Below are 20,136 nucleotides of genomic sequence, written 5' to 3' on the forward strand. Positions count from 1 at the left end.
CTCACAGGCCTCCGAGCAGGGACGGGATCTTCGCGAAGAGGTCGTTCGTGAACGCGACCATCTCCGAGATCATCCAGTGTCCGCAGACGATCAGGGCCACGGCCACCGCGGCCGCCTTCGGCACGAAGGACAGGGTGGCTTCCTGCAGCTGCGTGATGGACTGCAGCAGGGAGATTGCCAGGCCCACCACCAGCGCCGTGACCAGTACCGGAGCGGAGAGCTTCGCGGCCACAATCATGGCCTGGAGGCAGATGTCCAGGACCGCGTTGGCGTTCATCCTGAACCCGCATAGCTCTGGACGAGCGCGGTGATGATCAGGCCCCAGCCGTCCACGAGGACGAACAGGAGGATTTTGAAGGGCAGCGAGATCATGACCGGCGGCAGCATCATCATGCCCATGGACATCAGGGCAGCGGACACCACGAGGTCGATCACGAGGAACGGGATGAAGATGACGAAGCCGATGATGAACGCGGCCCGGAGTTCGGAGATCATGAACGCCGGGATGAGGGTCTGCAGCGGGACGGCCTCAGGAGTGGCCGGGTTCTCGGCGCCGGCGGCGCGGGACATCAGGGCGATGTCCTCTTCCCGCGTGTGGGCGAGCATGAAGTGCTGCAGCGGGCCCGACGCGGCGCTGACCGCACCGTTGAAGTCCAGCTTGCCGTTGAGGTAGGGCTGGATGCCGAGATTGTTCATCTCGTTGATGACGGGCCACATCACAAAGATCGAGAGGAACAGGGCCAGCCCGGCCAGGACCTGGTTTGGCGGGATGGACGGCAGGGACAGCGCGTTGCGGGTCATCGCCAGGACCACAAAGATCTTGGTGAAGGACGTCATCATCAGCAGGAGCGAGGGCGCAACGGCCAGGAGTGTAATCCCGATCAGGGTCAGGACTGCGGTGGAGGGTTTGCCGTCCATCCCGTTGATCTGGATGTTGACGTTCCCGCCGTCGGGAGTGCCAGGGTCGGTCGGCGGCACCGGCGCCACCGGGTCGATGGGTGCGGCGTGGCCGGCCGGGGCGTTGAGCCACAGCAGGAGGACGGCAAACAGCACGACGGCGACCCCCAGGCCCAAGAGCCTGAGGGATCGTGCGACAACTGTTCGCGGACGGGTGGTGCCGGTGGCGAGCGGGAAGATCAATTGCGGCGTCCGCTCCTGAGAGCGGCGGCAGCCTGCTTCCAGGTGGAGCCGGCCAGGATGGAGCCGTGCAAGGGCGGATGGCCCGACGCGCCGCTTGCGCCGCCGCGGCCGGCGGGGCCGGCGGGGCCGCGGGCATGGGAGTTGCGGTGAAGGGAACTGCGGCGGGACGGCGGCAGGTCCAGGACGCCGTCGGCGGCGTCATCCGCGCCGTCGGCGCCGTCACCGGGGGGCCCGGCCGGCTGGCTGCTGAAGTGGTTTCCGGCGAGCGGACTGGCCTCGGCGAGGATCCGGGCGAAATCGCCGAGGCCGCGGCTGATGCCGGGGACCGGGACTTCTACGGGTTCGGGCGGGATGTCCCCTGTGTGGAGGACGTTGACGGCGTGCTCGGTGACGCCCAGGAGGAAGCGCTGCCCGGCGGCGTCGACCACCACAACGGAGGCTTTCTGTCCGAGGCTCTGCCGGCTGACGATGGTCAAGGCGCGGTCAGCCCGGCGCCGCCCGGCGCCTTGGCCCAGCCGGCGCTGGAGGAACCACATGAGGCCAAGCACCGCGCCCAGGGCCACGACTACCCGTAGCCCGAGGATCAGTGCGTCCATTCAGCTGAGCCCCTCGGCGACATCGAGGATCCGGGTGATCCGCACCGCGTAGTCCTGGTCGAGGACCACAACTTCGCCGTGCGCGATCAGGCGGCCGTTGAGCAGGACATCTGCCGGGGCGCCGGCGGAGCGGTCCAGTTCGATGATCTTGCCCGGCTCCAGCGAAAGCACGTCCCGGACCGACATCCGGGTGCGTCCGATCTCCACGGTCAGGGCCATTTCAATGTTGTTGATGCGGCCGAGCCGGCCGGCCACCGTGTCGCCGCCGGCGAACAAGTCCCCGGCGCGGTCCTGGCTGTTGCCGTGCTCACGGAGCCGCACAGCAAACCAGGCCGCGGCGTTGCTGCCGTCGGAGAGTTCAAAGACAGCCGTGTCGGGGTCCGAGAGGAGCCCGGAGACGTCGGATTCGCGCAGGTCGGACAGGACACCGGCGCCGAAGACCGAGCTGGCGCTTTCCATCGCGGGACGCAGGACGTCGGTCACGGAGACGTGCCCCAGCTGGGACCCTGCCCCGGCGGCCTCGTCAAGGAAGGTGCGGTCGCTAAGCATGAGGGCGAGGTCGGCCGTCACCGCGCCGACGAAGGTCGCCGTGACCGCTTGCCGGGCGTAGGCCGCCGCGGACCGGGCAGGCACCAGAGCGACAACCTTCAGGGCCACCGGACTCGGCAGCTCCTCGACGAGCCGTTCCGCCGACAATTCGTGCTTGGTCAGGGTGATGCTCATCGTTGGTTCTCCTCGATTGTGACAATTACTGCGGCCGCGCGGGAGCCGTTGCGGGCCGGGGCGGCGGTGGCCAGCCGGGTTCCGTCCAGAGTGAGGTCAAAGGGCCGGTTTTCCAGGTGCGGCAGCGTCAGGACGTCGCCGACGGCGAGTCCCAGGACCTGGCTCGGGGTAACGAACGACGTCGAGAGCCGTACCGACAGTTCCACTGGCACCTGCTCCAACTGGGCGCTGATGCGCGCGGGGGCGTCGTCGCGGGAGTCGGTCGGGTTGACCTTTTTGAGCCGTCCCAGCAGGATGCCGGCCGGAACGGCCAGGGTGGCGGGGGCGTTGACGTCGCCGACGCTCATGGTGAAGGAGGCGACGATCATCAGTTCGCTCGGCGCGGCGGCCTGGGCGAACTGGGAGTTGTACTGGATCGTGTCCACCCGGACGGTCTCGCTGAGCAGCGGGCCCAAGGAGTAGCCGAGGTCTTCGAGGGCCTCGTCCATGAGGCCCTTGATCAGCGCCTGCTCGATCTGGGTGAACTTGCGGTCCGGCATGGGCGAATCGGCGGAGGCGCCGAGCATGCGGTTGACCCAGCCGAGGGCGGCCGGGCCGGGGAACTGCACTACGAGCTTGGAATCGTGGGCCTCCACGGTGCACAGGACCATGGCCGTGACGGCGGGCAGCGAAGCAGCGTACTCGTCGTAGCTGAGCATGCTGACGTCTTCAAGGCGCACCACGGACTTGACGCGGACCTTGGCGGTGAGCTGCGTGCCCCACTGGCGGGCGAAGGTTTCGAAGGCAAGCTCCAGCACTCGGCTGTGTTCGCGGGCGAGCGTCGCGGGACGGCGGAAGTCATAGACGCTGACGGTCCGCTCCCGTGCCACTTCCCGCTCATCCAAAACACTCACGGTTGCCACTATCGGCAAGGGAACTCGCGGCGTAAGCAATCCAGCTTAGGCAATACCCGCAGGCAAAACCCGAAGGCAATGCCCGCCTATTTCTCGCTCTGTTTCAAGGCCTCGGGAATCAGCGCCCTGACGACGTCCGGCTTGTCGGAAATGACCACGATGTCCACCCGGCGGTTCCGCTCCATGAGCGCCGGGGTGGAGTCGTCGTTGACCTGGCGGGCCGATCCGAACGCGACGGCGCCGATGGTGCCGGGGGCAATGCGGCCGTTGTCCACCATGTACCGCAGGACGTTGACGGCGCGCGCCGAGGACAGTTCCCAGGTGGAGGGGTAGGCCGTGATGCCGTTCGCGGCGTGGCCTTCGACCATGATTTCCATGTGAGCCGGCTTCAGGACCGGGGAGATGACCTGCAGCACTCGAGTGGCCCGGGAGGTGAGCTCGGGCCGGTCGGGTTCGAAGAAGGCCTGTGATCCGACGAGCTTGACCGTCAGGCCGCGCTGGTCAATCTGGAACTCGACGTTCTCGCTCAGCCCGGCGGCCGCCAGCCCGGCCTGCATTTTCTTCTGCAGCTCTTTGAGCTTGTCTACTTCCTTGACCGCTTCAGCCATGTTTTTCTCCGGGGAAGCGGTTACCGCGCCCTTGACGGCGGCGAACGCCTCCAGGTCCTCGTTCACGAGTTCAGGCGGCACCACCGTGCCCGACGCCGTGTCCACGGTTTCCGACGCGACCGCGCCGAATCCCGTGGCCAGGGAGTTGCGGAGCTTTTCAAACTTGTTGGCGTCCACGGTGGACATCGCGAACAGGACGATGAACATGCACATCAGCACGGTGACCATGTCCATGTAAGACGCCATCCAGCGTTCGTCGACGTGGTGTTCTTCCGGCTTCTTCCGCCCGCGCCGCCGGGGGCTCACGCGGCCTCGTCCATCCTGTCGGACTTGTCCGTGCCGGCCTTCTTGCCGCCACTGCCGGAGCTCTTGAGCTGGTGCTCCGGGACCATGGCGCGGAGCCGTTCGGCGAGCAGCAGCGGCTGCGCTCCGGACTGGACCGACAGCATGCCTTCCATGAGCAGCGTCATCCGTTCGATGTCCAGTTCCGAGAGCCGGGCCATCCGGGCGCTGAACGGAAGCCAGATGAAGTTGGCGGAGAGCAGGCCCCACAGGGTGGCGACGAAGGCTGCCGCGATCATCGGGCCCAGGTGGTCCGGCGTGGAGAGGTTTTCCAGGACGTGGGTCAGGGACACCACGGTGCCGATGATGCCCACTGTGGGAGCGTAGCCGCCGAGGCTCGCGAAGAATTTGGAGTCGGCATGGTCGCTGCGGGCCTTCGAATCGATCTCGTCCTCCATCAGCATCCGGAGGTCCTCGGCGTCGGTGCCGTCGGCTATGTTCTGCAGGGCACGGGCCAGGAAGGGGTCCTTGACGCTGGCCGCTTCCTCTTCCAGGGACAGCAGGCCCTCGCTGCGGGCCTTTTCGGCGAAGCGGACCATCTGGTCGATGCTTTCCTGCGGCTTGGCGGTCTTGCCGAGGAACATCTTGGGGAGGGCCTTGAAGGCCTGGAGAACATCCTTGATGGTGTTTCCGGCGATCCCGACGGCGAGCGTGGCACCGAAGACCAGGATCATGGGGGCGGGGAGGAGCAGCGCTGACAGGCTGGCGCCCTCGAGCGACACCATGGCGATAACGGAGCCAAAGGCGAGGAGCAGTCCGATGACTGTTGCGGGATCCATCGTTACTTTCTGGGTTGCGCGGGCGCCGTGGGGCCGGCGCCGTCGTCGGAGGGGTCGTCGTCCTGATCGTCGGTCCGGACCAGGCTGAGCGGATATCCGGTGATGGCCGGAAAGTCCCGGGCTTTGCTCAGGATGTACGCCCGGTAGTCGGCGATGAGCTCGACCACTTCGGCGAGGCTTTCCAGCACCACGTAGGCGGCGCCGTCGAGCGTCACCAAATGCGTATCCGGGCTCTCGTGGATGCGTTCAATGAGGTCCGGATTGACCGCGAAGCGCGTTCCGTTCAGGCGTGTGACGACGATCATGGGCCGATTCTGCTCTGTGAGGGGAAGGGTGTTCTCCTCCGTACTGTCGGCAGGAGCGGCCCCTTCGTTAGGCGCCTTGGTAACGCGCCGGTTCCGATCGGTGGCCGAGGTGGGCCGGAATCCCCATGCCAAGGCTGCTGGTCGGTATTAGGGTGGGAGCTGACGGGGCCCCGCGGCCCGCCCCGTTGGACGCCTGCTCTGCGGCAATTCGTCCCTTGCAGTTGGTCCAGTGCCAGGAAGCGACGGCCGTCCGCCTCGTCAGGAAGGCCAGCCATGGTGCCATTTCCGGCTCTGGAGCAGCCGTTGAACCCGTTTCCCCGCTACGAAGCTATGCGGCACAACGAACCCGTTTTCCAGGATCAGGAGACCGGGGTGTGGCACGTGTTCCGCTACGACGACGTGCAGCGGGTCCTGTCCGAGCACGCCACGTTTTCTTCTCGGATCGGCGGGGACAACCCCTCCGAAACGGGCCAGCTCTTCGCCGCCAGCCTGATTAACACGGACCCGCCCAGGCACCGCCAGCTGCGTTCCCTGGTGTCCCAGGCGTTCACCCCACGGTCAGTGGAAGCGCTCGGCCCGCGGATCTCGGAACTCACCGACGAGTTGCTGGACCCGGTAGTCGGTGCCGGCGCCGCGGACCTGATCGACCAGTTAGCCTATCCGTTGCCGGTGATCGTGATCGCGGAGCTGATGGGCATCCCGGCCGCGGACCGGGACCGGTTCAAGCAGTGGTCGGACGTGATCGTGAGCCAGACCCGCCCGGGCGCCGACGAGACCGGGCACATGGCCGCGCACCGGGAAATGGCGGAGTACTTCATGGTCATGATCGAGCAGCGGCGGCGCCGGCCGGGCAACGACCTCATCAGCGCGCTCCTCGCCGCCGAGATCGACGGGCAGAAGCTCAGCGTCATCGAGCTGCTCGGATTCTGCGCCCTCCTGCTCGTTGCCGGCAACGAGACCACCACTAATCTGATCGGCAATGCGGTGCTGTGCTTCACCGAAGCGCCGGGTACAGCGGAGCGCCTGATCGCCGAGCCGGCTCTGCTCCCGCAGGCGATCGAAGAAGTGCTGCGGTACCGCTCCCCCGTGCAGTCCATGTACCGGATCTCGGCCGTCGACACGACGCTGCGCGGGGTGCCCATTCCGGCGGGGTCGCCGATCGTGGCCTGGATCGGTTCGGCGAACCGTGACGGCGAGCAGTTCCCGCACCCGGAGGTGTTCGACGTCGGACGCTCACCGAACCGCCACCTCGCCTTCGGGCAGGGCGTCCACTTCTGCCTCGGCGCTCCCCTGGCCCGGCTCGAGGCCAGGATCGCGCTGCAGGCCGCGCTCTCCCGATTGCCCGGGCTGGCCGTGGATCCCGAGGCGCAGCTGGAGCGGATGGAAAGCACGATCGTCTACGGCGTGAAGCAGCTTCCCGTGTCCTGGCAGGCCGCCTGACGGCGAGCGGCGCCGGCCCCGGCCCCGTTGCCCTCACCCCGGCCCCAAGCCCTCAGCCCCTGCCTCACCGGCCCCGTTGCCCTATCAGGTATCGCTGCTACGGGGGTGGCAAATGACAGCCGGAGGTGATAGGGCAACGCGGAGGGCGGGGGCTAGAGGAGCTAGCGCTTGAGCTGCGTCAGTTCCTGCAGGACCTCATCCGAAGTGGTGATGATGCGGGCGTTGGCCTGGAAGCCGCGCTGCGCGACGATCAGGTTGGTGAACTCCTGCGACAGGTCAACATTCGACATTTCCAGCGAGCCACCGGTCAGGGTGCCGAGGCCGGGGTCGCCCGCGGCACCGAGCTGCACGCCGCCGGAGTTGCCGGTTGCCACGTAGGAGGAGCCGCCGGCCTTCTCCAGGCCGGCCGGGTTGGTGAACTTGGCAAGGGCGATCTTGGCCAGGACCTGCTTGATGCCGTTGCTGAACGATCCGATCAGGGAGCCGTCGTTGCCGAGTGTGTAGGACTCAAGCTTGCCGACGGCGGCACCGTTCTGGCCGCTGACGGCCAGCGAGCTCATGGTGGCGTAGCCGGAGACCTTGGAGAGATCCACGGTGATCGCGTTCGCACCGGTGCCGTTGACGAAGGGGCCGCTGGGCGTCAGGGTGCCGTCGGTCCCCTGCGCAAGGGTGATTTTGGTGGTGGCGCCGCCGTCGTCGGAAGCGGCCCAACCACCCGCCGTCTTGGTGAAAGTCAGCGTCAGGCTTCGCTCGGCCCCGGCGCCATCGTAGACCTTGACGACGCGGTCCATGGGAGCGCCCGTGTAGTCGCTGGGCAGGTTGCCGTCCAGCGTCACCGTGTCTGTTTTCTTGGCCACCATGGTGTTGGGGTTCAGCGTAATGTCGCCGACGGGGCCCCCCGCGTTGATCACGCCGTTGGTGGCTGTCCAGCCCTGCAGGATACCGCCGTCGGGGCTCACCAGCTGGTTAGCCGCATCCGGGCTGAACGCACCGGCGCGCGTGAAGAGCTGGCTTCCGCCCTTGCTGGTGACGAAGAAACCGTCACCCGAAATCATCAGGTCTGTGGCCCGGCCGGTGCTCTGCGAGGAGCCCTGGGCGAAGTTGGTGCTGACACCGGCAACCCGGACGCCCAGGCCGATCTGGGCCGGGTTGCTGCCGCCGGCCGCGGGCTGCGGGCCGGTGGCGCCCTGCTGCAGCTGGGACAGGGTGTCCTGGAACTGGGTGGAAGAGGCCTTGAAGCCGGCGGTGTTGACGTTGGCGATGTTGTTGCCGGTAACGTCCAGCATGGTCTGGTGGGCGCGAAGGCCCGAGATTCCGGAGTACAGCGAGCGGAGCATGGGAACTGCCTTTCTACGGGTGAAGAACTGGTTAGGAAGCGGCCGGAGCAGTAAGCCCGGTGACGGAGTCGAGGGGAACGGCGAGGTCGCCGATCATGACGGACGGGACCGAGCCCGCATAGCTGACGGAACTGGCGATGCCGGTCCCGGTGGTGCCGTCCGCGAGGGTGTAGCCGACTGAATGGCCGATCAGCTGGGCCGCTGCTGTCCGCATCTGGAGGGAGAAGCCCTCCTTGCTGTTCGTGGTCAGCTCGGTCATTTTTTCCATCATGGAGAGCTGGAGTGTCTGGCTCATCATCTGGTTGGTGTCCATGGGCGCGCTCGGGTTCTGGTTCTTGAGCTGCGTCACGAGCAGGGACATGAACACGTTGGCATCCATGCTCTGCGAGGGTGTCCGCACGGCGGATGCCTGAGAGGCCTCCCCTGCCGCCGTTACCGGCTGGGATGCGATCGGCTGAATCGTCATAAGTCGCGTTCCTTCGTGTCAGACAAGAATGTCGAGGGTGGTTTGAGGGCCGTTCAGTATCCTGGCGGTGCGTATTGCTTGATCATCGGCCAACGCGTCCCAGCGGTGTCCGGGCTTCGGCTCGGACTGCCCGTTCCGGCCGCCGGGGCCGGGGCCGCCGCCGCCGGGGTCACGGCCGGCGGCGAACTGGGCGCCGGTGCCTGCCCGGTCCTGGCCGGCGCCGTTGTGGCCCCCGCTCTGTCCGGAGCTTCCCGGACCGCTGTGATCGGACAGGCTAAGGCTGGCGCCGAATCCGGCGCCGTGGAGTTCCTTGCGGAGTTCGGGCAGGATGCCGCGGACCGCTTCACGTCCGGCGTCGCCCGGGGCGAAGAGCTCAATGCGGACGCCCGCGGCGTCGATCTGGGCACGGACCGTCAGTGGGCCGAGATCTTCCGGGCTGACCTTGAGGGTCATGATGTGCTGGCCGTGCGGCGCCCCCACGAGTGTGAAGAGCGGTTTGGCCAGCTGAGGCTGGAGGGGTGCCGCGAAATGGGGAGCCGGCTGGGACGCAGGCGGTGACGCTGGCTGGGCAGCGGGCTGGCCAGCGGGCTGAGCAACAGTTGCGGCCGTAGGCGGCTGGGCGGGTATTGGCGCCGGCGCCGGGCCTCCGCTGTCCGGATCGGATGATGTCGCCTTGGCGTTGCCTACCGCTGCCGCGGCTGGACGCGCCGGGACGTCGGCGCGCACCGGAGCGGCCGCCGGAGCCACGGTGCCCCCCACGGCACTGGCGGCTGTGGCGCTGGCGGCCGTGGCGCTGGCGGCTGTGGCGCTGGCGGCCGTGGCGCTGGCGGCTGTGGCGGAGCGGGCTTGCCCGGACGCGGACGGTGCGACGGCGGCGGTGGCAGCGGCGGCGTCGGTACCGTTACCGTTACCGTTACCGTTACCGACCGGCCCGGAGGCCGCCCCGGTGGTGGTCACAGCGGCGTTGGTCGCTGGCGAAGCCTCAAGCACAGGACCAAATCCTTGCGCGGTCTTTGCCGCCCCGGCCGGTGTTCCGGAGGCTGCGGAAGCGACCTGCACGGTGGCTGCCGCGGCTGCGCCGACAGGTGCGGCCTCGGGCGAACCGCTGGCCACTGGGGCGGAACCGGGCGCAGGAGTGGTCCCCGCCGCGCCGGTGAGGGTTGAGGCCGGCGCAAAGGCCACAGCGGTGGCAGGTGCAGTGGCCAGTGGAGAAACCTGGGCAGCGACCGGCGCAGCTGCCCCGGCGGAAACTTGAGCGGAAACCTGGGCAGCGACCGGCGCAGCTGCCCCGGCGGAAACTTGAGCGGAAACCTGGGCAGCGACCGGCGCAGCTGCCCCGGTGGAAACTTGAGCGGAAACCTGGGCAGCGACCTGCAGGCCGCCGGATGCAACGGACCCCCCGGCAGCGTCGGCAAAGGCGCCCGCGGTCTGTGCGGCCGCAGCGGCGGGCGGCTCGCGGTCCGGTATGGTCCCAGCGAGGACGGAGGCCGGTGCCTGGCGCCCCCTGGCGGACAATCCCGTGGCCGCGGTGATCGGGCCCTGAGCAGCGGCAGCCGGCACCCCGGCCGGAAGAACGGCCGCAGTTACGGAGGCAGAGGCGGTCTGTGCCGAAGCGGGGGGACTATCGTGACGGTCCGACGCCGGCGCGACGGCCTGCGCTGACACGCCGGTCTGCAGTGACGGGCCCGCCTGCGTAAAGGAGACAAACGGGGCCGAGGAGAGCTGAGCCGCTGCGTACTGGGGCGCAACGTACTGGGCTGGGGCATACTGCGCCGACCCAGGGCTGGCGATGCCGGACGATGCGGCGTCGGTCCCCGGCGCGGCCCAAGCAACGGCGGCGTCGGCCGTCACAGGGTTCGCGGCGGTGCCGGCCGGCGAAGCGAGATCCTTACCGCCGTCGCGCTCCGGACGTTCCGTCGCCCCGCCGTCGGCCAGCGGTACGGCAGTGGCGGTGCTCGGCCCGGCAGGGGTGCCGTTGCTGGCTGCGCCCTGGACGTCGTTGAGGACGGCGTCGAAGGACGCCGCGTCCGGGCTTCCGTTGCCGGCCCGCGGCTCCGCGCCCTGCCGGGCTGACAGCATGGCCGCGGCCGGCGCAGCCGCGAAATCAGTCGATGCCCCGGCCTTCATGATGCCGTCCCTGCGGGAACGATGCGCCGGATGGAGGTCAGGTTGGACTGCTGCTCCCAGGCATCGCGGATCTGGATGGTCTTGCCGGGAACGGGAGCGTCGATCGCCTTGCCGTTGCCCAAATAAATGGAAATGTGGTTGCCGCCGAAGCTCACCAGAAGGTCTCCGGGTTTCGCCTCGGCGAGGGACGCCACCGGGGTGCCCTGGCGCATCTGGTCGCTCACCACGCGGGGAAGCCCCACACCGAGGTCTTTGAAGACCCGCTGGGTGAAGCCGGAGCAGTCCATACCGGTGGCCGGATTGGTTCCGCCCCACACATAGGGGACACCGATGTACTTCTTGGCCACTGACACGACGTCGTTGCCCGTCGCGGCACCGCCGGTGTGTACGGTTCCCGTGGCCTGGGCGCCGGTGAGCGCGGCGGTCCCGGCCGCCGCAGCGCTACCCAGTCCCGATGTGCCGCCGAGTCCCAGTGAGGTGCCGAGGCTCAGGCCGTCCGTGAGGGACGCGACATCCGTTGCGCCGTTCCCGCCCAAGGCCGCGGCAAGGGCCTGCGTGAACGTGGCGGAGTCGCCTGTGCCTGTGGCGGTCGCGAGCGAGGTCGCCGCCGCAGCTTTGGCGGCGCTTGTTTCCGTGGCCGCGGGCCGGCTCAGTTCCGCAATCATCGACTGGATGCCCTGCATCCGGCCGATCGCTTCGGTCATGCTCATGGTTTCACCGGCTGTTCATCGCGGTGCCAGAGCGTCGAGGCGATCTCGTCCAGGGCCGATTGTTCGGCGCGCAGGTCCGCGGAGTTGACCTCGGCGTCGTGGCGGGCCTGCAGTTTTTCCAGCCCCACGGACCGCGTCCGTGCAGCGATGAACGCGGCGCGGGCCTTGGCCTCGTCAGCCTCGGCCAGGTGCGTGAGGTTCTGCAGGTCCGCGAGCATGCTGTGCGAGGACGACCGGGCGGCGGCCACGGCGCGCAAAGAGGCCGAGCTGGAAATGGGGTCATCCGTGGCCGCCAGCTCGCGGCGGGCGGCGGCTTCGCGGACCCGCACGGAGCTGGAACGTGAGCGGGCACGCGCCAGCCCGGTCGCCGCCTGGTCCTGCTGGAGCTGGCGGAGGCGCAGAAGGCCAGCAAGAGAGAATTCGCGGTTCATGCTGCTGCTCCCAGGATCGAAGTGAGGTAGCCGAGCCGCTGCCAGGACTCGGGGTGGGCCGTGGATTCGTCCATCGGCTGCTGGAGGAAACCGCTGACGTCGTGCTCGTGGTTCAGCGCTGCGTCCACCAGCGGGTTGGTCCCGGTCTGGTAGGCGCCGACGTCGATCAGGTCCTGCGCCGCCTTGCGGGCCGCGAGGACCCGGCGGAGCGTGGCCGCGGACTCGAGATGGGGCCGGGAATTGACCTTGCTGGCCACCCGGGACACGGAGCCGAGCACGTCCACGGACGGGAAGTGCCCCGTGACGGCAAGCTTGCGGTCCAGGACCACGTTGCCGTCCAGGATGGACCGGGCGGCGTCGGCAATGGGCTCGTTGTGGTCGTCGCCGTCCACCAGCACGGTGTAAATGCCGGTGACAGAGCCGGTTTCGGCCGTGCCGGCGCGCTCCAGCAGCCGCGCCAGGATGGAGAAGGTCGACGGCGGGTAGCCGCGGGTGGCCGGGGGCTCGCCGGCCGAGAGGCCGATCTCGCGCTGGGCCATCGCCACGCGGGTGAGGGAGTCCATCATGAGGACCACATCCTGGCCCTGGTCACGGAAGGACTCGGCGATCCGGGTGGCGGTGAAGGCCGCGCGCATGCGCATGAGGGCTGGTTCGTCGGAGGTGGCGACCACCACCACGGAGCGCGCCAGGCCGGCGGCGCCGAGATCGTCCTCGAGGAACTCGCGGACTTCGCGGCCGCGTTCGCCGACGAGGGCGATCACCGAGACCTCGGCGTCGGTACCACGGGCGATCATGGAGAGCAGGGAGGATTTGCCGACGCCTGAGCCGGCAAACAGGCCCATGCGCTGGCCCTTGCCGAGCGTCGTCATGGTGTCCAGGACGCGCACGCCGGTCTGCAGCGCGGTGTCGATGCGGGCGCGTTTCATGGCGTTCGGGGCCTCGTTGTCGATCGGCACGCGAGGTCCGCTGAGCAGCGGGCCCTTGCCGTCGATCGGGCGGCCCAGGCCGTCAAGGACCCGGCCGAACAGACCCCGCCCGGTGGGAACCAGCACCGCACTGCCCTTGGCGCGGACGGGATCACCGGCAGCCACCCCGGCCAGCCGGCCCAGCGGCATGCAGCGCACGGAGCCGTCCAGCGCGGCGACGACTTCGGCGTCAAGGCCCGGGTTCTCCCCCACGGTCACGAGGTCGCCCAGCGCGCAGTCCAGTCCTGACACTTCCAGCCCCAGCCCGATGACCGAGGTGACGACGCCGACGCGTTGCGGGGCAGCCGCGGCCAGCGCGGCGGCATAGTCGGCACCCTTCGGGCGCCACTCGGCGATCATGCCTGGCCCCGGTAAGCGCCGCCGGGATATTCACCGGGAACTCCGGCGGCAAGGCCGCCGGAAGGATCGGCGCCGGTCTGTCCATCCTGTCCCACCAGCGACTCTCCCAACAGTGCCGTGCGGGCGCGCCCCAGGGCTGTGCGGAGGCTGGCGTCGAACCAGCCCTGCTGGTATTCGACCTTCGCGTCGCCGCGGCCCAGGGAGGGGTCCGCGATGAGCGGCAGCCCGGCGGGCAGTTCCTGGCCTTCCCGGCTGAGGACATCGATGTCCGCCGGGTGCAGCCGGATGGCCAGCACCGTGGCGGAGTCGTTCCCGGAAAGGGCGCGGGCCAGGGCCGCGCGGGCGGTCCGGGTGCCTTCGGCCAATTCGTAGCCGAGGATGGCCTCGGCCAGTTCCAGCGCCGTGCGGGCCAGGATTTCTTCGGCGTCCTGCAGGGCCTGCACATTGCGGTGCGAAAAATCGGTCCTCGCGACGGCAAGGGCGCGCACTGCACGGTCCAGGTCCTGTTGCCCGGCGGCCAGGGAGGCGGCCTGTTCGGCGGCCATCCGGTCCCGCCAGCGGCGCTGTTCCTTCGCGGCGGCACGCACCCCGGCGGCATAGCCGGCGGCGTGGCCCTCGGTGTAGCCGGCCTGCTCGGCGGCCGGGCCGCTCGCCCGCAGCGAGGGGAAGACGATGCGCGCGGGGGCAGGGGCAGCGCCGCTGTCAGTAGACATAGTCTTCCTCGTCCCCGCGCTGGATGGTGATCTGGCCTTCGGCCTCGAGCTCGCGGATGGACCGGACGACGGCGGCCCGGGCCTCTTCGATCTGCGAGGCCCGCAGCGGCCCCAAGCCAGCGATCTCGGATTCGAGGATTTCCAGGTTGCGCCCGGAGACGTTGGTGGTGATGGTTTCCAGGACCGGCTCGGAGGCGCCCTTCATGGCCATCGCCAGGACGGCGGCGTCGAGTCCGCGCAGCACCAGCTGCACGTCGCGGCGCTCCAGTTTCACGATGTCGTCGAACGTCACCATCTGGGCCCGGATCTCCACCGCGAGGTCGGGATCGAGCAGGTCCAGGCCGTCCAGCACGGACCGTTCCGTGCCGGCGTCGGTCCGGTTGATAATTTCCAGCAGCGGCTGGATGCCGCCGACCACCTTGGAGGCCTGCTGGGACACGGCGGCGCCGCCGCGGAGTTTGAGGGTGTCGGCGACGATCCCGATCGCCTCGGGCGCGCCGGATCCCATGGTGGCGATGCTGAGGGCGACGTCGGCGCGCAGCGAGCCGGGCAGCCCGGACATCACGGCCGAGGCCTTGCGCGGGCTGAGGTGGGCGAGGACCAGGGCGATGGTCTGCGGCAGTTCGCCGTCGATGAGGGCCAGGATCTGCACGGGTTCGATGTCTTCGAGGAACTCAAAGGACTTGCCGGCCATGTTGACCGTGAGACGGTTCATGAGTCCGGCGGCCCTTTCCGAGCCGAAAGACGCCTCCAGCAGGCCCTCGGCGAGCTCCCGACCGCCCCGGGCCTGGCGCGGGCTGGTCAGCGCGGTCTGGTGGAAGTCCTTCATGATCTGTTCGGCGACGTCCGGGTCCACCTTGCGGAGCTTGACGATCTCCCCGGCAATTTCCTCCGCCTCGGTGTCCGTGAACTGGGCCATGACCTTGGCGGCGTTCTCGGGGCTCATTTGCATCAGGACGACGGCGGCGCGCTGGGTGCCGGTGAGGAGCGTATCGGTTGGCTTCATACCGGTTGCCTGTCATCCATGAGGCTGCGCAGGTAGTCGGCGGCCCGCTCCGGGTTGGCGGCGACCATGCTGTCGATTTCAAACCGGCGGCGCTCGGATTCCAGCTGCTCGGTGCTCGGGCCGGGAAGCGGGGGCAGAGCGGTGATCGGGATCGCCGACGTGGCCGGCGCGGGCGGAAGGGCCACAACGGGCGGGGCCACCGGCATGATCTCCAGGTCCAGGCGTTCGCCGAGGTCCACGGGCTCGCGCTTCTGGCGGCGCCGCAGGATGATCGTGACCACCAGGGCCAGGATCAGCAGGCCGAGCAGGATGCTGCCTGCGGTGATGATGGTGCCGAAGAACGCGGCCTGCTTTTCGGCTTCGGCGTTGGCCTTGGCATCGGCGAGCGCTTTGGCGGCGTCGTCGGCGGCGGCGGTGCTGAAAGGGACAACCTCAACCGTGACCACATCGCCACGCGCGGTGTCGGCTCCGGCTGCGGAGGTGACGAGGTTCTTCAGCGAAGCGAGGTTCAGGCCGCCGGCGGCGGCCTGGCTGACGGCGACGGAGATGGTCTGCCGCTTGATGGCACCGGCCGGGATGACCCGGTCCTCGGTGACCTTGTTGACGGCATTGTTCTTGGTCGCGGTGGAGGAATCGAAGTTGCCGTTGCCGCTGGTGCTGCCGGGCACAGCGATGTTGTCCGGGCCGAGGACGCCGGCGGCACCTCCCCCGGTTCCGGTGTATTTCTCGGTCTTGGACGATTCACTGAGCGGCAGGGCGCCGGCGGTGTTGGAGAAGGTTTCGCTCTTCTGCTGTGCGGATTCGCCCGTCACGTCGGCGGCGACGGCGACCGTGGAGTTGCCCGGGCCGACGACGCGGTCCATGACGGCCTTGACGGCATCCGAAGTGCGCTGCTGGTAGTCGCTGGCCTGCTTGGTGGACGAACCTGCGGTCCCGCCGCCAACGGTGGAAAGCACGTTGCCCTGGGAATCGACCACGGAGACGTTGCCGGGTTTGAGGTTTTCGATGGCGGCAGAGGTCAGGTGGACGATCGCCTGCACCCGGTCACTGGACAGGGTGGCGCCGGCGTCGGTTTCGATGAACACCGAGGCGGTGGTGTCCGGGGCCTTGGACACAAACACTGTCTTTTCGGGGATGGCGAGCCGGACGGCGGCGGTTTTCACACCGTCCATGGCGGAGATCGTGCTGGCAAGTTCGCCTTCGAGGGCGCGTTTGTACGTAACGGACTGCTGGAACTCCGAGGACGTCACGCCCATCTTGTCCAGCAGGGAGTACCCGGTGGCGGCGGCAGTCGGCAGGCCCGCAGCCGCGGCCTTGAGGCGCTCGTCGTAAACCTTGTCCTGCGGCACCAGGATGGTGGATCCGCCGTCGCTGAGCTCGTACGGGACGTTGTCTTTGCGGAGCTGTTCGACGATGCCGTTGGCGTCGGTGGTCTGGAGGCCCGAAAACAGGGGGGTGAGCACCGGGCGGGTGAGCCAGGCGGACAAGGCCACAATGCCCACCACCAGCAGGGCAGCGCCAAGCACGGCCAAGGTGCGCTGGCCAGCGGTAAAGCTCTTCAGGCTCGCGCCGAAGCGCTGGAAGAAAGCGGTTATCTGCGGAGGCATCAGGCCTGCATCCTCATGATCTCGTTGAACGCGTCAACGCCCTTGTTGCGCACGGTGGCCATGAGCTCGAGCGTCACCTGGGCGCGGGTAGCGGCAAGTGTGGCGTTGTGGATGTCGTCCAGGTTCCCGGTCACGGCGGAGACAGCCAGCTGGTTCGACGTCGACTGCAGCTGCTGGAGGTTATCCACCGCGCCGGTGAGGGAGGTTGCAAAGGCGGAGCCGTCGGTGCCGGCAACGGGGGCCGCTCCTGTGTCTACGCCTGCGACGTAACTCGTCGGCAGGACACCCGGGACGGGGGCGATGGGGGCGACAGTCATTAGGAGCGTCCAATCTCGAGGGCAGCCATGTAAGTTTCGCGGGCGCGGTCCACCACCTGGGCGTTGGCCTGGTAGCCGCGCTGGGCGATGATGAGCGCGCCCATTTGTTCGGCCATGTCGATGTCCGGGTACTTCACGTTGCCGTTGGCGTCCGCCAGAGGGTGGTCCGGCTGGTAGACGATCCTGCCCGCGGCGTCACCGAGCTGGGTGCTCTTGACATACACGCCCGAGCCCTCCGAGCCTTCTGTGGCCTCGACGTACCGGGCCTGGAAGGCAGGGCCGCTGGTGGCGGAGGCGTTGTTCATGTTGGCGAGGTTGTCCGAGACAGCATCGAGCCACTTGCGGTGGACGGTGAGTGCGGAGCCGGCGATGCCGATTGCGTCGAAGGTCATCAGCTGGTCCTCAGGGCGGAGCGCACGGCGGTGAATTCGGTGTTGACGGCGCGGGCGGCGAACTGGAAGCGCAGCACGGTGTCGATGTTGGACAGGGTCTCGGTGTCCAGGTTGACGTTGTTGCCGTTCAGCTGGGTGGGTTCCAGGGACTCCGCCGTGGTTGCCTGGACGCGGCCTTCCCCGGACTTCACCGACGCCGCGAGGGCGTCTTCGAAGCTGACCCGCTTCGCGTGGTAATTAGGCGTGTTGACGTTCGCGATGTTGTTCGCGATGGTGCGCTGGCGCAATGCCAGCCCGTCCATGGCACTGGCCAGGGCGGCGGAAGTCACGGATTCGAGCACAGAGTCCTGCCTGGGAAAGGTGGGGGTGGCCGATCCGTGGCCGGTAAGCGAGCGATCCGTGCTCTATCAGTGGTTATCGGCACTGGTCAGCGCCGCGTTAGGCGAAAATACAACAGTTCTTTCAAAGATTTGAGCTGAGGAAGTGTCAGCCGTTCACGTCGAGGTAAATGGCGGCGGAAGACTCGCCCACACCGGGTACCGAGGACACCGCCTGGAGTTGGCGGGCCACGTCCATACGGGCCTCATCGAGCCGGTGGGCAACGCGTTCCTGGGCGGCGGCCAAGGCGGCGGCGCGACGCCGCGCAGCCGCCGGCAGCGGTCCGGGCCGGGTGGGCGGTGTCCAGCGTTCCACGGGCAGCGGCGCCACGTGGTCAGGTACTGCTGAGGACAGCGGGCCCAGCGGATCCTTCAAGGTACGCTCGGCGGCCTGCACCGCCATTTCGAGCACATCCAGGACAGCCGTCCAGGCCGCCAGGGCTGTGTCATCGGCCGCGGATTCGGTCAGGGTTGATGCGGTGTGGTTGTAACCGGCTTCCCCAAGGCCGGTATCCGCGTCAGCCCGCTCAGCCAAAACCGAGACTCCCCCCACCTGTACCGGGCTGGGTGTTCCAGGCTCCGGCTGCCGAGAAGGCGGTGGGGGCTGCGGCGGGGAATGCCGCCGCGGTTCCGCGGCTGGCGGCGGCAGGCGCCGGGATGGCGGCCGCGGCCTCGTGCCAGGCCTGGCGCAGGGGCTCCAGCAGTTCGATGGCTTCGCGGGTCAAAGCCGGGTCGCGCTGGATGTTGGCGTTGACCAGGGCCGTAAAGGCGTAGTTATAGAGGCCGATCAGCCCGTCGGCGCCATCCCAGGAATCAGTCTTCAAGGACGAGACGAGCTCGGCAATGATGGCTTGCGCATGCAGGAGGTTTTCCGAAGCGACGGGCCAGTTCGCTCCCTGCTGCGCTGTCTCCGCCCGGCCAAGGTCCAGCAGGAGGCGGTCGTAGAGCATGGTGAGCAGGCGCGCGGGCGGCGCCGAGAGGACGGAGTCTTCGAGGTACTGGTTGCGCTGGGCCGCGCCTCCAAACCCACCAGTACCGTAACCATTGCCGTAGGCATTGGTGGTCATGATGAACTACTTCCTGAGGAGAGGCCGGAAAGCTGGGACGTGAGCCAGGACTGCTGGGCCTTCATGTTGCTGAGCGCCACTTCGAGGCCGGAGTAGGTGCGCTGGAGCGTTGCTTTCCGGGAGGCAAGGCGGGTGTCCCAGTCGCTGATCCGATCGGCCAGGTCGCGGACCTCGGACTGCTGGCCGGTGATGGTGGTGGTCAGCGTGCCGGTGTATTTGTCCGACGCAGCGGTGGCCGCGGTGGCGATGCGCCCGGCGATCTCCTGGACCTTAGCCGCAGTGCCCGCGGGGTCGGCGGCGAGGGCGGCAGCAAACTTGGTGGCGTCGAATTCCATGGCGCCGGTCTTGGTGATGCTGATGCCAATTTCCGACGGCGATCTCGGCGGGGTGCCCACCGGCAGCGATGCGGCCGAGAGAATACTTTGGTTCACCGAACGCACGGTGCTGTCGCCGGCGAAGATCCCCGCGCTTGTGGTGGTGCCGCTGGTGTTGGTCGTGGTGCTCACCGCGGTCTTGCTCGCCACGAGGGAGAAGATGCCGTTTGCGCCTGAGACGAGGTCCGAGGCCAGCTTGGTGATCCCGGCGTCGTCGCGGGCAACTGTGAGCGTGACGGGCGCGGAGGTCACTTCTTTGGCGGTAATGGACACCCCCGGCAGAAGTTCCGTAAAAGTGTTCGTGGACGACTTCACCGTCTGGGCCGCGCTTGTGCCCGGCCAGAGAGCGATTTCAGCGTCCTGGGCGGTCTTGACGTCTGTGAAGGCCGTGCCGGCGTCGGAAATGGTGAAGGCACCGGCACTGCCGGACTTCGTGGCCGCGAACTGGAGCCGGAATTCCCCTCCGCCCACGGAAACCTTGCTGGCCGTCACGCCGGCGCCCGCGGCGTTCACTGCGTTAACAACGTCGTCGAGGTTGCTCCCGAGCGGCTCGATCGTATAGTCCTTGCCCCCGCTGTTGATAGTCATAGTGGTGTAAGGCCATCCCACGACGGCGTTCACTTTGGGCGTCACTGTGACCTGAGTCTGCGCGAGCTGAGTCACCTGAAAGTCGATCGAACCAGCTTTTGCCGTCGAGGTTGTCGTAGCAGCAACTTTGTCGCTGCTCGTAGTCGCAGCGTAGAGGTCCGTAGCGCCGGGTTTGGCCGCAGCCGTGGCCTGAGTCGCGAGGGCTGCGACCTTGCTGTTGAGCCCCTGGAGCGCGGAGACCATGGACTGAATGTCGGACGACTTGTTCTTGAGCAGGGTCTGAGGAATGGCCTCTACCTGCATCACGGACGCAATCAGCGCGGTGGTGTCTAGCCCGCTGGCCAGTCCGTCCAGTGAGATCCCCATCGCTGCCTCCCCTTGCTGTCGAAATATGCTTGCTGCTGACGCTTTTTCTTTAGTGCAAATACTGCACGTAAGGGCCGGACGATGATTTCGCCATCGTCCGGCCCTTC

Annotated in this window: 24 protein-coding genes; 1 reads left to right on the top strand and 23 read right to left on the bottom strand. The window is 68.1% G+C overall.

From position 1 onward, the window contains the following. Position 1: 1 nt before the first annotated feature. The 8 genes from fliQ to M2428_RS20225 all read right to left on the bottom strand — a co-directional run bounded on the left by fliQ (position 2) and on the right by M2428_RS20225 (position 5,386). A complete protein-coding gene (fliQ, locus tag M2428_RS20190; protein WP_018775799.1) occupies positions 2 to 277 on the bottom strand; it encodes a flagellar biosynthesis protein FliQ in 276 nt (91 codons plus the stop codon). Continuing rightward, a complete protein-coding gene (gene fliP / locus M2428_RS20195; protein WP_277527756.1) occupies positions 274 to 1,140 on the bottom strand; it encodes a flagellar type III secretion system pore protein FliP in 867 nt (288 codons plus the stop codon). The genes fliQ and fliP overlap by 4 nt, the downstream gene beginning before the upstream one ends. After that, a complete protein-coding gene (gene fliO / locus M2428_RS20200) occupies positions 1,137 to 1,736 on the bottom strand; it encodes a flagellar biosynthetic protein FliO (protein ID WP_277527757.1) in 600 nt (199 codons plus the stop codon). Before fliO ends, fliP begins: the two co-directional genes overlap by 4 nt. Then, on the bottom strand, positions 1,737 to 2,459 hold the full coding sequence (gene fliN / locus M2428_RS20205) for a flagellar motor switch protein FliN (protein WP_277527758.1): 723 nt from the start codon (positions 2,457 to 2,459) through the stop codon (positions 1,737 to 1,739). It abuts the gene before it with no gap. Then, positions 2,456 to 3,352, bottom strand: a complete 897-nt coding sequence (locus M2428_RS20210; RefSeq protein ID WP_277527759.1) for a flagellar motor switch protein FliM — start codon at positions 3,350 to 3,352, stop codon at positions 2,456 to 2,458. The genes fliN and M2428_RS20210 overlap by 4 nt, the downstream gene beginning before the upstream one ends. Before the next feature lie 86 nt (positions 3,353 to 3,438). Further along, positions 3,439 to 4,266: a flagellar motor protein MotB gene (locus M2428_RS20215; RefSeq protein ID WP_277527760.1), complete on the bottom strand. Its 828-nt coding sequence runs from the start codon at positions 4,264 to 4,266 to the stop codon at positions 3,439 to 3,441. Then, positions 4,263 to 5,081: a MotA/TolQ/ExbB proton channel family protein gene (locus M2428_RS20220; protein ID WP_277527761.1), complete on the bottom strand. Its 819-nt coding sequence runs from the start codon at positions 5,079 to 5,081 to the stop codon at positions 4,263 to 4,265. The genes M2428_RS20215 and M2428_RS20220 overlap by 4 nt, the downstream gene beginning before the upstream one ends. 2 nt (positions 5,082 to 5,083) lie before the next feature. Beyond that, a complete protein-coding gene (locus M2428_RS20225; protein ID WP_277527762.1) occupies positions 5,084 to 5,386 on the bottom strand; it encodes a flagellar FlbD family protein in 303 nt (100 codons plus the stop codon). A gap of 273 nt (positions 5,387 to 5,659) precedes the next feature. On the opposite strand from M2428_RS20225, the gene M2428_RS20230 reads away from it, so the two are divergent. After that, complete coding sequence (locus tag M2428_RS20230) at positions 5,660 to 6,826, top strand: cytochrome P450 (protein WP_277527763.1); 1,167 nt, start codon at positions 5,660 to 5,662, stop codon at positions 6,824 to 6,826. A gap of 161 nt (positions 6,827 to 6,987) precedes the next feature. On the opposite strand, the gene M2428_RS20235 is transcribed toward M2428_RS20230, so the two are convergent. The 15 genes from M2428_RS20235 to fliD all read right to left on the bottom strand — a co-directional run bounded on the left by M2428_RS20235 (position 6,988) and on the right by fliD (position 20,029). Further along, on the bottom strand, positions 6,988 to 8,163 hold the full coding sequence (locus tag M2428_RS20235; protein ID WP_277527764.1) for a flagellar hook protein FlgE: 1,176 nt from the start codon (positions 8,161 to 8,163) through the stop codon (positions 6,988 to 6,990). Positions 8,164 to 8,194: 31 nt separating this feature from the next. Next, positions 8,195 to 8,629: a flagellar hook capping FlgD N-terminal domain-containing protein gene (locus tag M2428_RS20240; protein ID WP_277527765.1), complete on the bottom strand. Its 435-nt coding sequence runs from the start codon at positions 8,627 to 8,629 to the stop codon at positions 8,195 to 8,197. Positions 8,630 to 8,647: 18 nt separating this feature from the next. Then, positions 8,648 to 10,756 carry a flagellar hook-length control protein FliK gene (locus M2428_RS20245; protein ID WP_277527766.1) on the bottom strand — a complete coding sequence of 703 codons (2,109 nt, stop codon included), beginning with the start codon at positions 10,754 to 10,756 and terminating at the stop codon, positions 8,648 to 8,650. Further along, positions 10,753 to 11,466 carry a C40 family peptidase gene (locus M2428_RS20250; RefSeq protein ID WP_277527767.1) on the bottom strand — a complete coding sequence of 238 codons (714 nt, stop codon included), beginning with the start codon at positions 11,464 to 11,466 and terminating at the stop codon, positions 10,753 to 10,755. Before M2428_RS20250 ends, M2428_RS20245 begins: the two co-directional genes overlap by 4 nt. Then, complete coding sequence (locus M2428_RS20255; RefSeq protein ID WP_277527768.1) at positions 11,463 to 11,897, bottom strand: flagellar FliJ family protein; 435 nt, start codon at positions 11,895 to 11,897, stop codon at positions 11,463 to 11,465. The genes M2428_RS20250 and M2428_RS20255 overlap by 4 nt, the downstream gene beginning before the upstream one ends. Further along, positions 11,894 to 13,222, bottom strand: coding sequence for a FliI/YscN family ATPase (locus M2428_RS20260; RefSeq protein ID WP_277527769.1), 1,329 nt, complete (start codon positions 13,220 to 13,222; stop codon positions 11,894 to 11,896). The genes M2428_RS20255 and M2428_RS20260 overlap by 4 nt, the downstream gene beginning before the upstream one ends. After that, the gene (locus M2428_RS20265) at positions 13,219 to 13,935 is read right to left on the bottom strand and encodes a FliH/SctL family protein (protein WP_277527770.1); all 717 of its coding nucleotides are present in this window, start codon (positions 13,933 to 13,935) and stop codon (positions 13,219 to 13,221) included. Before M2428_RS20265 ends, M2428_RS20260 begins: the two co-directional genes overlap by 4 nt. Continuing rightward, entirely contained in the window at positions 13,925 to 14,941 is a 1,017-nt protein-coding gene (gene fliG, locus M2428_RS20270) for a flagellar motor switch protein FliG (protein WP_277527771.1), read from the bottom strand. The genes M2428_RS20265 and fliG overlap by 11 nt, the downstream gene beginning before the upstream one ends. Next, complete coding sequence (fliF, locus tag M2428_RS20275) at positions 14,938 to 16,548, bottom strand: flagellar basal-body MS-ring/collar protein FliF (RefSeq protein ID WP_277527772.1); 1,611 nt, start codon at positions 16,546 to 16,548, stop codon at positions 14,938 to 14,940. Before fliF ends, fliG begins: the two co-directional genes overlap by 4 nt. Further along, on the bottom strand, positions 16,548 to 16,865 hold the full coding sequence (fliE, locus tag M2428_RS20280) for a flagellar hook-basal body complex protein FliE (RefSeq protein WP_277527773.1): 318 nt from the start codon (positions 16,863 to 16,865) through the stop codon (positions 16,548 to 16,550). The genes fliF and fliE overlap by 1 nt, the downstream gene beginning before the upstream one ends. After that, entirely contained in the window at positions 16,865 to 17,257 is a 393-nt protein-coding gene (locus tag M2428_RS20285) for a flagellar basal body rod C-terminal domain-containing protein (RefSeq protein WP_277527774.1), read from the bottom strand. The genes fliE and M2428_RS20285 overlap by 1 nt, the downstream gene beginning before the upstream one ends. Next, positions 17,257 to 17,598 (bottom strand): flagellar basal body rod protein FlgB, encoded by a 342-nt coding sequence (gene flgB / locus M2428_RS20290; RefSeq protein ID WP_277527775.1) that lies wholly within the window; start codon positions 17,596 to 17,598, stop codon positions 17,257 to 17,259. Before flgB ends, M2428_RS20285 begins: the two co-directional genes overlap by 1 nt. A 145-nt stretch (positions 17,599 to 17,743) precedes the next feature. Continuing rightward, complete coding sequence (locus M2428_RS20295) at positions 17,744 to 18,169, bottom strand: hypothetical protein (RefSeq protein WP_277527776.1); 426 nt, start codon at positions 18,167 to 18,169, stop codon at positions 17,744 to 17,746. Next, entirely contained in the window at positions 18,162 to 18,701 is a 540-nt protein-coding gene (gene fliS / locus M2428_RS20300; RefSeq protein ID WP_277527777.1) for a flagellar export chaperone FliS, read from the bottom strand. Before fliS ends, M2428_RS20295 begins: the two co-directional genes overlap by 8 nt. Continuing rightward, positions 18,698 to 20,029, bottom strand: coding sequence for a flagellar filament capping protein FliD (gene fliD, locus M2428_RS20305; RefSeq protein WP_277527778.1), 1,332 nt, complete (start codon positions 20,027 to 20,029; stop codon positions 18,698 to 18,700). The genes fliS and fliD overlap by 4 nt, the downstream gene beginning before the upstream one ends. Positions 20,030 to 20,136: the final 107 nt, after the last annotated feature.

The organism is Arthrobacter sp. ES3-54, assembly GCF_029504395.1.
Classification (GTDB): Bacteria; Actinomycetota; Actinomycetes; order Actinomycetales; family Micrococcaceae; genus Arthrobacter.